The organism is Streptomyces sp. JLBJ103 (assembly GCF_058215575.1).
This window is the reverse complement of record NZ_CM177089.1, coordinates 2117034-2130413: the sequence shown is the minus strand read 5'-3', so window position 1 is coordinate 2130413 and position 13380 is coordinate 2117034. Positions and strand designations below refer to the sequence as shown.

13 protein-coding genes are annotated in these 13380 nt (G+C 69.4%); 8 read left to right on the top strand and 5 right to left on the bottom strand.

The genetic code is table 11. The features are described 5' to 3' along the window. Positions 1–19: 19 nt before the first annotated feature. Together AC4BEG_RS09040 and AC4BEG_RS09035 are read right to left on the bottom strand one after the other, a co-directional pair. Entirely contained in the window at positions 20–1381 is a 1362-nt protein-coding gene (locus AC4BEG_RS09040; protein ID WP_490705381.1) for an aspartate aminotransferase family protein, read from the bottom strand. 2 nt (positions 1382–1383) lie between these two features. Beyond that, complete coding sequence (locus AC4BEG_RS09035) at positions 1384–1857, bottom strand: Lrp/AsnC family transcriptional regulator (RefSeq protein ID WP_201880764.1); 474 nt, start codon at positions 1855–1857, stop codon at positions 1384–1386. A gap of 181 nt (positions 1858–2038) precedes the next feature. Here AC4BEG_RS09035 and AC4BEG_RS09030 point away from each other — a divergent pair, with 181 nt between their 5' ends. Beyond that, entirely contained in the window at positions 2039–3493 is a 1455-nt protein-coding gene (locus tag AC4BEG_RS09030; RefSeq protein ID WP_490705380.1) for a gamma-aminobutyraldehyde dehydrogenase, read from the top strand. A gap of 195 nt (positions 3494–3688) precedes the next feature. On the opposite strand, the gene AC4BEG_RS09025 is transcribed toward AC4BEG_RS09030, so the two are convergent. Beyond that, positions 3689–4378 carry a glycerophosphodiester phosphodiesterase gene (locus AC4BEG_RS09025; RefSeq protein WP_490705379.1) on the bottom strand — a complete coding sequence of 230 codons (690 nt, stop codon included), beginning with the start codon at positions 4376–4378 and terminating at the stop codon, positions 3689–3691. Beyond that, complete coding sequence (locus tag AC4BEG_RS09020) at positions 4375–5397, bottom strand: adenosine deaminase (RefSeq protein WP_490705378.1); 1023 nt, start codon at positions 5395–5397, stop codon at positions 4375–4377. The genes AC4BEG_RS09025 and AC4BEG_RS09020 overlap by 4 nt, the downstream gene beginning before the upstream one ends. Positions 5398–5509: 112 nt before the next feature. On the opposite strand from AC4BEG_RS09020, the gene AC4BEG_RS09015 reads away from it, so the two are divergent. Continuing rightward, positions 5510–6319 carry a DUF4190 domain-containing protein gene (locus AC4BEG_RS09015; RefSeq protein WP_490705377.1) on the top strand — a complete coding sequence of 270 codons (810 nt, stop codon included), beginning with the start codon at positions 5510–5512 and terminating at the stop codon, positions 6317–6319. Here the strand turns inward: AC4BEG_RS09015 and ybiA are convergent. Continuing rightward, positions 6244–6891, bottom strand: a complete 648-nt coding sequence (gene ybiA / locus AC4BEG_RS09010) for a riboflavin biosynthesis intermediates N-glycosidase (protein WP_490707030.1) — start codon at positions 6889–6891, stop codon at positions 6244–6246. The genes AC4BEG_RS09015 and ybiA overlap by 76 nt on opposite strands. Before the next feature lie 125 nt (positions 6892–7016). Between ybiA and AC4BEG_RS09005 the strand changes: the two genes are divergently transcribed. From AC4BEG_RS09005 to AC4BEG_RS08980, 6 genes are all read left to right on the top strand, one after another. Beyond that, positions 7017–7451, top strand: a complete 435-nt coding sequence (locus AC4BEG_RS09005) for a DUF4190 domain-containing protein (RefSeq protein ID WP_490705376.1) — start codon at positions 7017–7019, stop codon at positions 7449–7451. A gap of 170 nt (positions 7452–7621) precedes the next feature. Beyond that, the gene (locus AC4BEG_RS09000) at positions 7622–9142 is read left to right on the top strand and encodes a gamma-aminobutyraldehyde dehydrogenase (RefSeq protein WP_490705375.1); all 1521 of its coding nucleotides are present in this window, start codon (positions 7622–7624) and stop codon (positions 9140–9142) included. A 69-nt stretch (positions 9143–9211) separates the two neighbouring features. Beyond that, positions 9212–10462: a polyamine ABC transporter substrate-binding protein gene (locus tag AC4BEG_RS08995; protein WP_490705374.1), complete on the top strand. Its 1251-nt coding sequence runs from the start codon at positions 9212–9214 to the stop codon at positions 10460–10462. A gap of 19 nt (positions 10463–10481) precedes the next feature. After that, positions 10482–11645, top strand: a complete 1164-nt coding sequence (locus tag AC4BEG_RS08990; protein ID WP_490705373.1) for an ABC transporter ATP-binding protein — start codon at positions 10482–10484, stop codon at positions 11643–11645. Beyond that, positions 11642–12583 carry an ABC transporter permease gene (locus tag AC4BEG_RS08985; RefSeq protein ID WP_490705372.1) on the top strand — a complete coding sequence of 314 codons (942 nt, stop codon included), beginning with the start codon at positions 11642–11644 and terminating at the stop codon, positions 12581–12583. The genes AC4BEG_RS08990 and AC4BEG_RS08985 overlap by 4 nt, the downstream gene beginning before the upstream one ends. Further along, on the top strand, positions 12583–13377 hold the full coding sequence (locus tag AC4BEG_RS08980) for an ABC transporter permease (protein ID WP_490705371.1): 795 nt from the start codon (positions 12583–12585) through the stop codon (positions 13375–13377). The genes AC4BEG_RS08985 and AC4BEG_RS08980 overlap by 1 nt, the downstream gene beginning before the upstream one ends. The last annotated feature ends 3 nt before the right edge of the window (positions 13378–13380 follow it).

The window sequence follows — 13380 nt, the reverse complement described above, 5'->3', positions numbered from 1 at the left end:
CTCACTCAGGGGTGGCCGCTCAGAGCTTGGTCCACGCCTCCGTCAGCACCCCGCGCAGTACCTGCTCGATCTCGTCGAACACTGTCTGGTCGGCGACCAGCGGCGGGGCGAGCTGGATGACCGGGTCACCGCGGTCGTCGGCCCGGCAGTACAGACCGTTCTCGAACAGCGCCTTGGAGAGGAAGCCGTAGAGGATCCGCTCGGTCTCCTCCTCGTTGAAGGACTCCTTGGTGCCCTTGTCCTTCACCAGCTCGATGCCGTAGAAGAAACCGTTCCCCCGGACATCGCCGACGATCGGCAGATCGTGCAGCCGCTCCAGGGTGGACCGGAACGCGCCCTCGTTGTCCAGCACATGCTGGTTGAGGCCCTCGCGCTCGAAGATGTCGAGGTTGGCGACGCCGACCGCGGCCGAGACCGGGTGGCCGCCGAAGGTGTAGCCGTGCAGGAAGGTGTTGTCGCCCCGGTAGAAGGGCTCGGCGAGCCGGTCGGAGACGATGCACGCGCCGATCGGGGAGTAGCCCGAGGTCATGCCCTTGGCGCAGGTGATCATGTCCGGGACGTAGCCGAACTTGTCGCAGGCGAAGGTGGTGCCCAGTCGTCCGAAGGCGCAGATGACCTCGTCCGAGACCAGCAGCACGTCGTACTGGTCGCAGATCTCGCGGACCCTCTGGAAGTACCCGGGCGGCGGCGGGAAGCAGCCGCCCGCGTTCTGCACCGGCTCCAGGAAGACGGCGGCGACCGTCTCCGGGCCCTCGAAGAGGATCTGCTGCTCGATCTGGTCGGCGCACCAGCGGCCGAACGCCTCCGGGTCGTCACCGTGGATCGGCGCACGGTAGATGTTGGTGTTGGGCACCTTGTGCGCACCGGGGACCAGCGGCTCGAACGGGGCCTTCAGCCCGGGCAGTCCGGTGATGGACAGCGCGCCCTGGGGGGTGCCGTGGTAGGCGACCGCCCGGGATATCACCTTGTACTTGGTGGGCTTGCCGGTGAGCTTGAAGTACTGCTTGGCCAGCTTCCAGGCGGTCTCGACCGCCTCACCACCGCCGGTGGTGAAGAAGACCTTGTTGAGGTCGCCGGGGGCCTGGTCGGCGAGCCGCTCGGCGAGTTCGACGGCCTTGGGGTGGGCGTAGCTCCACACCGGGAAGAAGGCGAGCTCCTGGGCCTGCTTGTACGCGGTCTCCGCGAGCTCGACACGGCCGTGGCCCGCGTTGACCACGAACAGCCCGGCGAGGCCGTCGATGTACCGCTTGCCCTTGTCGTCGTAGATGTACGTGCCTTCACCGCGCACGATCGTGGGCACGGGGGAGTTCTCGTACGACGACATGCGGGTGAAGTGCATCCACAGGTGGTCGTACGCCGTCTTGGAGAGGTCGGCGCTCATTGCTATCTCGTTCCCCAGGTGTAGGTCTGCTTCCGGAGCTTGAGGTAGACGAAGCTCTCGGTGGAGCGCACGCCGGGCAGCGTGCGGATCCGCTTGTTGATCGTGTCGAGGAGGTGATCGTCGTCCTCGCAGACGATCTCGATCAGAAGATCGAAGGAGCCCGCGGTGACGACCACGTACTCGACCTCGTCCATGGCGGTCAGCGCGTCCGCGACCGGGTCGAGGTCACCATTGACGTTGATACCGACCATCGCCTGGCGCCGGAACCCCACGGTGAGAGGATCGGTGACGGCGACGATCTGCATCACGCCCTGGTCGAGCAGCTTCTGCACGCGCTGCCGCACGGCCGCCTCGGACAGGCCCACGGCCTTTCCGATGGCGGCGTACGGCCGGCGACCGTCCTCCTGGAGCTGCTCAATGATCGCCAGGGATACGGAATCGATCGACGGCGTGCCGTTCTTGTCAGGTGTGGCCACGCACCTCACTGTGCACGAGGGTCGGCCGTCCCGCAACCCTCAATCGATGAATTTCGTCGTTCAGGTGCCTTCAGATCACTGATTCCGTTGTTCTGGCGTGGCGGGTATGTTGAAAGCGTCGTCGGGCAGATTAGGGTGGACGTCTCACCCATCAAGACAGCTGACTAGGAGGGGTGGCCACGTGACCACCGAACTGCGTCGTCTGCGCAACTACATCGACGGAGCGTTCCGGGACGCCGCGGACGGGCGGACCACGGAGGTGGTCAACCCGGCCACGGGCGATCCGTACGCCACTGCTCCGCTCTCCGGACCGGCGGACGTGGACGCGGCGATGGCAGCCGCCGCGGCCGCCTTCCCCACCTGGCGCGACCTGGTGCCCGGCGAGCGGCAGAAGGTGCTGCTGAAGATCGCCGACGCCTTCGAGGCGCGGGCGGAGGAGCTGATCGCCGCCGAGTCCGAGAACACCGGCAAGCCGATCGGTCTCACGCGGGACGAGGAGATCCCGCCGATGATCGACCAGATCCGCTTCTTCGCGGGCGCGGCCCGGATGCTCGAGGGCCGCTCGGCCGGTGAGTACATGGACGGATTGACCTCGATCATCCGGCGGGAGCCGATCGGGGTGTGCGCGCAGGTCGCGCCCTGGAACTACCCGATGATGATGGCCGTGTGGAAGTTCGCCCCGGCGCTCGCCGCGGGCAACACGGTCGTCATCAAGCCCTCGGACACCACCCCCGCCTCCACCGTGCTGATCGCCGAGATCATCGGCGGGGTGCTGGCGGAACTGGGCCATCCGCAGGGTGTCTTCAACGTCATCTGCGGTGACCGCGAGACCGGACGGCTGATGGTCGAGCACTCCGTGCCCGCCATGGCGTCCATCACCGGGTCGGTACGGGCCGGTATGCAGGTCGCCGAGAGCGCGTCGAAGGACCTCAAGCGGGTCCACCTGGAGCTCGGCGGCAAGGCGCCCGTCGTGGTCTTCGAGGACAGCGACATCGCCAAGGCGGTCGAGGACATCTCCGTCGCGGGCTTCTTCAACGCCGGTCAGGACTGTACGGCGGCCACCCGGGTGCTGGTCCACGAGTCCATCCACGACGAGTTCGTGAGCGCCCTGGCCAAGGCCGCGGCCGAGACCAAGACCGGTGCCCCGGACGACGAGGACGTGCTGTTCGGCCCGCTCAACAACGCCAACCAGCTGGCCCAGGTCACTGGCTTCATCGACCGGCTGCCCGCGCACGCCAAGGTCGAGGCGGGCGGTCACCGGGTCGGCGAGAAGGGCTACTTCTACGCGCCGACCGTGGTCTCCGGGCTCAAGCAGGACGACGAGATCATCCAGCGTGAGGTGTTCGGCCCGGTCATCACCGTCCAGCCCTTCTCGGACGAGGCCCAGGCCGTCTCCTACGCCAACGGCGTGGAGTACGCGCTCGCGTCGTCGGTGTGGACCAAGGACCACGCACGGGCGATGCGGATGTCCAAGGCCCTGGACTTCGGCTGTGTGTGGATCAACACCCACATCCCGCTGGTAGCCGAGATGCCGCACGGCGGCTTCAAGAAGTCCGGCTACGGCAAGGACCTGTCGGCCTACGGGTTCGAGGACTACACCCGGATCAAGCACGTGATGACGTCGCTGGACGGCTGATCCCGCCGACCCGGAAGGGGCATGGACGCGCACACCGCGTCCGTGCCCCTTCGCCGTGTGCGGGACGGCTGGTGACGTCGCCGCCCACCACGGCCCTCACCACCCGCGGCGACGCAAAGGTGGTCATCGCTGGGAAGACCGCGGGGAAGAACGACCTGATGGCTGGGCGGCACCGCCGTCGGCTGACGGAGGACCTCAGCGGCGGCCGAGCAGGGCGCACAGGGCGCCGACGCGATTGGTGGTGATCGCGTCGACACCCGCGCGGAGCAGCCGGGACATCGAACGGCGGGTATCGGCGGTCCAGGCCGAGACCAGCAGTCCGTCGGCGTGGTTGCGGGCCACCAGCTCCTGGGACACCAGCCCGAACCGGTAGTTGACCCACCGGGGGCGCAGGGCGGCCAGCAGCTCCGGGCGGGGCGGCGCCAGTGTTGTCCAGGTCAGCGCGATCTCGGCGTCCGGGTCGGCACGGCGGACGGTGCGCAGGGCGGCGAGCGCGCCGCAGTAGTACACCCGGCCGTCCGCCCCGCTCGCGCGCACCGCGTCGACGGCGGCCGGGGCGGCCGCCGCCTCGGGCAGGTCGATGAGCAGCCGGGCCGAGTCGGCCGAGGCAAGGGCCTCGCGCAGGGTCGGCACCCCGCCGCCGGTCAGCTCCCGCACCTCGTCGGCGGTCAGTCCGGACAGCGGGCGGTCATGGCCCCACAGCCGCTTGAGGGTGGCGTCGTGGAGCAGCATCGGCACTCCGTCGTGGGTGAGCCGTACGTCGATCTCCACGGCGCCCGCCCCGGCGTCGACCGCGGAGCGGACCGACGCCAGGGTGTTCTCACGGTGGACGTACGGATCGCCGCGGTGGCCGACCGGGACACACACCGCGCCCGCCGCGGTCATCGGCCCGCGACCGCCGTGTAGGCGTCGATCTCCGCGCTGAGCCGTGCCTTGCCCTCGGCGTCCAGGAAGGACGCCGCGACCGCGTTCTTGGCGAGGGCCGCGACCCCGGCCGCGTCGAGGCCGAGCAGCCGGGCGGCCACCGCGTACTCGGTGTTGAGGTCGGTGCTGAACATCGGCGGGTCGTCGCTGTTGATCGTGACCAGCACCCCGGCCTCGACCATCTGCCGGATCGGGTGCTCTTCGAGCGTGGCGACCGCGCGCGTGGCGATGTTGGAGGTCGGGCACACCTCCAGCGGAATGCGGTGCTCGGCGAGGTGGGCGAGCAGCTTGGGGTCCTGCACGGCGCTGGTGCCGTGGCCGATGCGCTCGGCGCGCAGTTCGGTGAGGGCGTCCCAGATCGTCCGCGGTCCGGTGGTCTCGCCCGCGTGCGGCACGCTGTGCAGCCCGGCGGCGATCGCGCGGTCGAAGTACGGCTTGAACTGGGGCCGCGGCACACCTATCTCCGGGCCGCCGAGACCGAAGCTGACCAGCCCCTCGGGAAGCAGCTCGCAGGCGATCCGGGTGGTCTCCTCGGCGGCCGCCAGACCGGCCTCACCGGGGATGTCGAAGCACCAGCGCAGCACGGTGCCGAAGTCGGCCTCGGCGCTCTTGCGGGCGTCCTCGATGGCCTCGACGAAGGCGGTGTCCGGGATGCCGCGGCTGGTGGAGCTGTAGGGGGTCACGGTCAGCTCGGCGTAGCGGATGTGCTGCCGCGCCATGTCACGGGCGATCTCGTAGGTGAGCAGCCGTATGTCGTCGGGGTCCCGGATCAGGTCCACCACGGAGAGATAGACCTCGATGAAGTGGGCGAAGTCCTGGAAGACGAAGTAGTCGGCCAGCGCCTGGGGATCGCCCGGGACTTTGGAGTCCGGGTGGCGGGCGGCGAGTTCGGCCACGATGCGCGGGGACGCCGATCCGACGTGGTGGACATGGAGTTCCGCCTTGGGCAGTCCGGCGATGAACGTGCTGAGATCGGTCAACGAAACCTCCGGGAGACGGCTGTCCGTGGCGGACTCCGGTCATCGTAAGGGGGCGGCCCGGGAGGGCTTGTACAGGCCGTAGCATGGGCGGACATCGCAGGGGGGAAGATCCATGGCCGACCAGCACGACCAGCCCAGCCCGCAGGACGGGACGGGAGGGCCGCCGGAGTCCGGGCGGCCCCGGCAGCCGGAGCCGCGCGACCGTGACCCATGGGCTCCGCCCGCGCAGCGGGTGCCGCTGGACAAGCCGGCGCCGCCGCCCTCGGTGGCCGATCAGCCGACGGTCACCTCCGCCCCCGGGCTGCCGCCCCTGCCGCAGCAGCAGCCGCCCGGCGCTCCGCCCTCGGCCACCCCGCCGGGCGCGGTGCCTCCGCCGCCGCTCGCCCCGACCGGCCCCGGCACCCCCAGCGCCTACCCGGGCGGGCCGTACGGCACGGCCGGATACGGCGCCCAGGCGGCCCCGTACGCGGGCGCACCGTCCTACGGGCAGCCCGCACCGTACGGGGTGCCCGGCTACGGCCACCCGGGCATGGGTCACCCGGGCCCGGCCGGTCCGTATGTGCCGGGCGCCGGATACCTGCCGAACAACGGCAACGGCACGGCCGCCCTGGTGCTCGGCATCATCGGCCTGGTCTGCTTCGCCAGCGTCGTGCTGGGCGTCATCCTCGGGGTGCTCGCGATCATCTTCGGTGCGCTCGGCCGTGCCAAGGCGGCCACCGGGGAGGCGACCAACGGCGGGATGGCCCTCGCCGGGCTGATCCTCGGCGTGATCGCCGTCGCGGCGAGCGTGGTGATGATCTTCGTGTACATCGCCGCTGACAAGGACGACGACGATCCCTACGACCCCTACGACGACACCGCGGCGGTGCTGGTGCTGCCGTCCGCCGGGTCCTCGCTCTCCGTGGCCGGTATGAGCCGCTGACGCGCCTCCATCAGCGCGAAGCCCAGCAGATTCAGCCCGCGCCAGCGCGCCGGGTCCGCCGCCCGCTCGTCGTCCGCCGCGAGCCCGATGCCCCACACCCGGTCCACCGGGCTCGCCTCGACCAGCACCCGCGACCCGGTGCCCAGCAGATAGTCGCGCAAGCCCGGATGCTGCCCGAACTTGTGCACACTGCCCTCGACCACGAGCCGGAAGCGATGCTCCCGCCAGACCGCCTCGTCGAACCCGCGCACCGAGCGGCCCGCGTCCTTTGCCTGCTTGGGGTGGCCCGCCTCCAGCGCCCGCCGCTCGGCGTCGGGATCCGCGAACAGCCGGGCCTTCTTGGCCATCATCCAGTGTTCGGCGGTGGCGTAGGTGACACCGTCCACGGTGAACGGCGACGGCCACCACTGGCTGAAGCACCCCGGGCCCACGCCGCCGTCCCGCCGCGGCCGGTGGCCCCAGAACCAGACGTACTTCACCCGCTCGCCGCGTGCGGTGAGCCGCACCAACTCCTCGACGGACCGGGGGCCGCCGTCCGCCGGTGCCCGCCCCGTCACCCCGTTCGTCACCATGCCGGGGATTCTCGCATCCGCCACCGACACCGCATCCGGGCACAGCGGGTCGTGCCGGTCGGCTGACCGGGTGTGCGTCATGCCCATAACATATGGCCGATATTCACCAGGAGGGGAGACCATCGATGTCCACCAGCACTCCGGGCCCGCAGCAGGGCCCGTACGACCCCAACCAGCCCTACTCCGCGCCCCAGCAGGGGCACCAGCCCCCGCCCCCGCCGCAGTACCCCGCCGGAGGCGGCGGCTACCCGGCCGCGCCGCCGGTCTACCCGGGGCAGACCGGGATGCCCATGCAGCAGAGCAACGGTATGGGCACCGCCGCGCTGGTCTGCGGCATCATCGGCCTGGTCTGCGGAATCACCTACTTCCTGTGGGTCTTCGCGGTCATCCTCGGCATCCTCGCGATCATTTTCGGCGCCATCGGCAAGGGCAAGGTCAGCCGGGGCGAGGCGGCCAATGGGGGCTCGGCGACCGCCGGGCTGGTCTGCGGCATCATCGGCATGGTCATCCCGGCCATCTACCTCGCCGCGCTGGATGCCGCCATCGACTCCGTGTTCTAGCCCGGAATCGGTGACCTCCGGCCCTATCTGATCACCGAATCCGTCGCGAAACTAAAAAGCAACAACGGAATCCCTTGTTGAAGAGCAGGTCCTCTGTCAGGATCGGCCTTCAATTCCGGTTGGAGCGACGCCATGGCCTTCTGGGGCCACTGGCGGAGGAGAGCATCGCGATGGATCAGCGGTTCGATGTGACGGAGCGGTTCGCCCAGGGTGCGCAGTACATCGCGGGCCGGCTGCGCACAGGCGGCTCGGAACGCATACATGCGGTCGTCGACCCGGCCACCGGCGAGCAGGTGTACACCTACCGGCTCGCCGGTCCGGCCGATGTCGACGACGCCGTGGCGGCGGCGGAGGCCGCCTTCCCCGAATGGGCGGGCGCCACCCCCGGTGAGCGCTCGGACGCCATGCACCGGTTCGCCGCCGCGCTCGGGGAGCGGGCCGGGGAACTCGCCTACGCCGAGTCGTTGCAGTGCGGTAAGCCGATCAAGCTCAGCACCGAGTTCGATGTCCCCGGCAGCATCGACAACACGGCCTTCTTCGCGGGCGCCGCCCGCCATCTGGAGGGCAAGGCGGCGGCCGAGTACAGCGGTGACCACACCTCGTACGTCCGCCGTGAGCCGATCGGCGTCGTGGGCTCCATCGCCCCCTGGAACTATCCGCTCCAGATGGCGGCGTGGAAGGTCCTCCCGGCGATCGCCGCGGGCAACACGATCGTCCTCAAGCCCGCCGAACTCACCCCCCTGACCTCGCTGATGTTCGCGCAGGCGGCCACCGAGGCGGGCATCCCGGACGGCGTCGTCAACATCGTGACCGGCACCGGCCTGGAGGCCGGTGAACGGCTGGTCGGCCACCCCGGCGTGGCCATGACCTCCTTCACCGGCTCGACCGCGGTCGGCAAGCGGGTGGCCGAGCTGGCCACCGCCACCGTCAAGCGGCTCCACCTCGAACTCGGCGGCAAGGCGCCCTTCGTCGTCTTCGACGACGCGGACGTCGAGGCCGCCGCCCACGGCGCCGTCGCGGGCGCCCTGATCAACACCGGCCAGGACTGCACCGCCGCCACCCGCGCGTATGTCCAGCGCCCGCTGTACGACGCGTTCGTGGCCGCCGTCGCCGATCTGATGGCGTCCGTACGCCTCGGCGACCCGTTCGACCCGCAGACCGACCTCGGCCCCCTCATCTCGCACGCGCAAGCCGACCGCGTCGCGGGCTTCGTCGAGCGGGCGCGCGGCTACGCCACCGTGGTCACCGGCGGTGAGGCCCCCGGCGGCGATCTCGCCAAGGGCGCCTACTACCGGCCCACCCTCATCACCGGCGCCGCCCAGGACAGCGAGATCGTCCAGTCCGAGATCTTCGGCCCGGTCCTGGTCGTCCTGCCCTTCGACAGCGACGACGAGGGCCTGGCCCTGGCCAACGACACCCCCTACGGCCTCGCCGCCTCCGCCTGGAGCCGCGATGTCTACCGGACGAACCGCGCCACCCGCGAGATCAAGGCCGGATGTGTGTGGATCAACGACCACATCCCGATCATCAGCGAGATGCCGCACGGCGGGATGCGCGCCTCCGGCTACGGCAAGGACATGTCGGCGTACTCCTTCGATGAGTACACGCAGGTCAAGCATGTGATGTTCGACAACACGGCCGAGGTCCGCAAGGACTGGCACCGCACGGTCTTCGGGGACCGACAGACCTGATTCGTGCGGCCACCGCGTGTGGCCCTCGGCCGGCCGGGGCCGGCCGACACCCTCGAAAGGCACAGCTTCATGGAACCAACCCACGAGCCCGAGAGCCTGTCCTCGCCGCAGATCGCCGCGATCCGCCGCAGTATGACCAGCGGCCGGATGGCGCTGACCCGTCGCGGCCTGCTCCGCGCGGGCGGCGCCGGGGCGTTCGCCCTCGGCGGGCTCGGGACGCTGAGCGGCTGCGGCATCCCGCCCGCGGGGCGCTCCGAGGCGGACAACGCCTCGGATGACCACTCCGACGAGGAGAAGAAGGTCAACTTCTCCAACTGGGCGGAGTACATGGACATCAGCGAGGACAAGAGGCACCACCCCACCCTCGAGGCGTTCCAGCGGCGCACCGGTATCTCGGTGAAGTACACCGAGGACATCAACGACAACGTGGAGTTCTTCGGGAAGGTCAAGCCGCAGCTGGCGGCGGGCCAGAGCACCGGGCGTGACCTCATCTGCGTCACCGACTGGCTGGCCGCCCGCATGATCAAGCTCGGCTGGATGCAGAAGCTGGACGCGGCCAACCTGCCGCATGCCTACGCCAATCTGGCGGAGGGCTTCCGCAGCCCCGACTGGGACCCGGGCCGCGCCTACTCCTACACCTGGACGGGCATCCCCGCCGTCATCGCGTACAACAAGAAGGCCACCGGCGGCCGCAAGATCACCTCCATCTCGCAGCTCCTGGAGGACCCGAAGCTCAAGGGCCGGGTGGGCATGCTGACCGAGATGCGCGACACCGTCGGGCTGACCCTGCTCGACATGGGCAAGCAGCCGGAGCACGTCACTGCCGACGACTACGACGCCGCCATCGCCCGGATCCAGAAGGCCGTCGACCGGGGGCAGATCCGCCGGTTCACCGGCGGTGAGTACACCGGCGACCTCGGTAATGGCGACCTGGCGGCGTGCGTGGCCTGGGCGGGCGACCTGGTCCAGCTGCAACTGGACAAGCCCCAGGTGGAGTTCGCCATTCCGGACGCGGGATATATGACCTCCACGGACAACCTGCTGATCCCGAACCAGGCGCGCCACAAGAAGAACGCCGAGCGGCTCATCGACTACTACTACGAGCCCAAGGTCGCCGCGAAGGTCGCCGCCTACATCAACTACGTATGTCCGGTCGACGGAGTCCGCGAAGAGCTCGCGAAGATCGACAAGGACCTGGCGGACAACCCCCTGATCATCCCCGACGAGGAGATGGCCGCCAAGTCACATGCCTTCCGCTCGCTGTCGAGCAAGGAAGAGACAGCTTTCGAGGAAAAGTTCGCCAAGCTCACCGGCGCCTGACAGACGAGGGAAGCCACCCATGACCGACCCCAGTGCCACCCCGGCCGCCGGCGGCGACGTCCGTCTGACCGGGCTCAGCAAGACCTACGGATCCTTCACGGCCGTCCACCCGCTCGATCTGGAGATACCGGCCGGCTCCTTCTTCGCCCTGCTCGGCGCCTCCGGATGCGGCAAGACCACCACCCTGCGCATGATCGCGGGGCTGGAGGACCCCACGACCGGCACCGTACGGCTCGCCGGGAACGACGTCACCGCCCTGCCGCCGCACAAGCGGCCGGTCAACACCGTCTTCCAGAGCTACGCCCTCTTCCCGCACCTCGACATCTACGAGAACGTCGCCTTCGGTCTGCGCAGGCGCGGGATCAAATCGGTGAAGAAGCAGGTCGACGAGATGCTGGAACTGGTCCAGCTCGGCGACTTCGCCCGTCGCAGGCCCACGCAGCTCTCCGGCGGCCAGCAGCAGCGCGTCGCCCTCGCCCGCGCCCTGATCAACCACCCCAGGGTGCTGCTCCTCGACGAGCCACTGGGCGCGCTCGACCTCAAGCTGCGCCGTCAGATGCAGCTCGAACTCAAGCGCATCCAGACCGAGGTGGGCATCACCTTCGTCCATGTCACCCACGACCAGGAGGAGGCCATGACCATGGCCGACACGGTCGCGGTGATGAACGGCGGCCGGGTCGAGCAGCTGGGCGCCCCCGCCGAGCTCTACGAGAACCCCGCCACCACCTTCGTCGCCAACTTCCTCGGCACCTCCAACCTCATCGAGGCCGAGATCAGTGACAAGAGCGGCGGCGACCTGGTGCTGACCACCGCGGGCGGCAAGCTCGCGCTGTCCGCGGCCCGGTGCGGCGCCCCCGTGCGCACCGGCGGCAAGGTGCTCGTCGGAGTGCGCCCGGAGAAGATCTCCCTCACCCACGCCGACGACGCCGGTACCGTCGCCGACGGACGCAACCGGATCACCGGCACGATCGAGGACTCCAGCTTCATCGGGGTCTCCACCCAGTACGTGGTGCGGACCCCGGACTGCCCCGAGATCGCCGTCTACGAGCAGAACATCGAACGCGATCCGCGGCTGGTCCCCGGCGCCGAGGTCGTTCTGCACTGGAACCCGGCGCACACCTTCGGCCTTGACGCCGCCCAGGACATCGACGCGGGCACAGAACTGGACGAGGAGGCGGCGTGAGCGCGACCACCGCCGCCGAGACGGCACCTCCGGCCCCGCCCCCGGCGGCCCCGGAGGGTCTCCGCAAGGCCGCGCGCCGCAAGAAGATGGTCCCCTACTGGCTGCTGCTCCCCGGCATCCTGTGGCTGGTGATCTTCTTCGCGGCGCCGCTGGTCTACCAGGCGTCCACCTCGGTCCAGACCGGCTCCCTCGAAGAGGGCTTCAAGGTCACCTGGCACTTCCAGACCTACTGGGACGCGCTGACCGAGTACTACCCGCAGTTCCTGCGCTCGGTGATGTACGCGGCGACCGCCACCGTGCTGTGCCTGCTGCTCGGCTATCCGCTCGCGTACCTGATCGCGTTCCGCGCGGGCCGCTGGCGCAACCTGGTGATGATCCTGGTGATCGCGCCGTTCTTCACCAGCTTCCTGATCCGCACCCTGGCCTGGAAGACCATCCTGTCCGACAGCGGTCCGGTGGTCGGTGTGCTGAACTCCCTGCACATCCTGGATGTCACCAGTCAGCTCGGGCTCACCGCCGGTGAACGGGTGCTGGCCACCCCGCTGGCCGTGGTCTGCGGTCTGACGTACAACTTCCTGCCCTTCATGATCCTGCCGCTCTACAGTTCCCTGGAGCGCATCGACGGCAGGCTGCACGAGGCGGCCGGGGACCTGTACGCCAAGCCCTTCACCACCTTCCGCAAGGTGACCTTCCCGCTGTCCATGCCGGGCGTGGTCGCGGGCACGCTGCTCACCTTCATCCCGGCCGCGGGCGACTACATCAACGCCGAGCTGCTGGGCTCCACCGACCAGAAGATGGTCGGCAATGTCATCCAGTCGCAGTTCCTGCGGGTACTCGACTACCCGACGGCCGCCGCGCTGTCCTTCATCCTCATGGCGGCGATCCTCGCGATGGTCACCGTCTACATCCGCAAGTCCGGGACGGAGGATCTGGTCTGATGGCTCTGACACGCTGGATACGGCGGAACCTGGTCGTCATCGCGGGGCTCGGCACGCTGGCCTATCTGATCCTGCCCAACGTCGTCGTCCTGGTCTTCTCCTTCAACAAGCCCAACGGCCGCTTCAACTACGAATGGCAGCGGTTCTCCACCGAGGCGTGGGCCGACCCCTGCGGCGTCGCCGACCTGTGCGGCTCGCTCTCACTGAGCCTGAAGATCGCGCTGTGGGCGACCATCGGCGCCACCGTCCTGGGGACGATGATCGCCTTCGCGCTGGCCCGCTACCGCTTCCGGGCCCGGCCGGCCGTCAACAGCCTGATCTTCCTGCCGATGGCCATGCCCGAGGTCGTCATGGCCGCCTCGCTGGCCACCCTCTTCCTCAACATGGGCGTGGACTTCGGCTTCTGGACGATCCTCATCGCCCACATCATGTTCTGTCTGAGCTTCGTCGTGACGGCCGTCAAGGCGCGTGTGATGAGCATGGACCCGCGGCTGGAACAGGCTGCCCAGGACCTCTACGCCTCCCCGGTGCAGACCTTCCTGCGCGTCACCCTGCCGATCGCCGCCCCCGGTATCGCCGCCGGTGCGCTGCTGTCCTTCGCGCTCTCCTTCGACGACTTCATCATCACCAACTTCAACGCCGGATCGACCGTGACTTTCCCCATGTTCGTGTGGGGATCCGCGCAGCGCGGCACCCCGGTCCAGATCAATGTGATCGGAACAGCGATGTTCGCCATCGCGGTGCTGTGCGTCCTGGCCGGCCAACTGGCCGGTACCCGCCGCAAGAGGAGCTGAGAA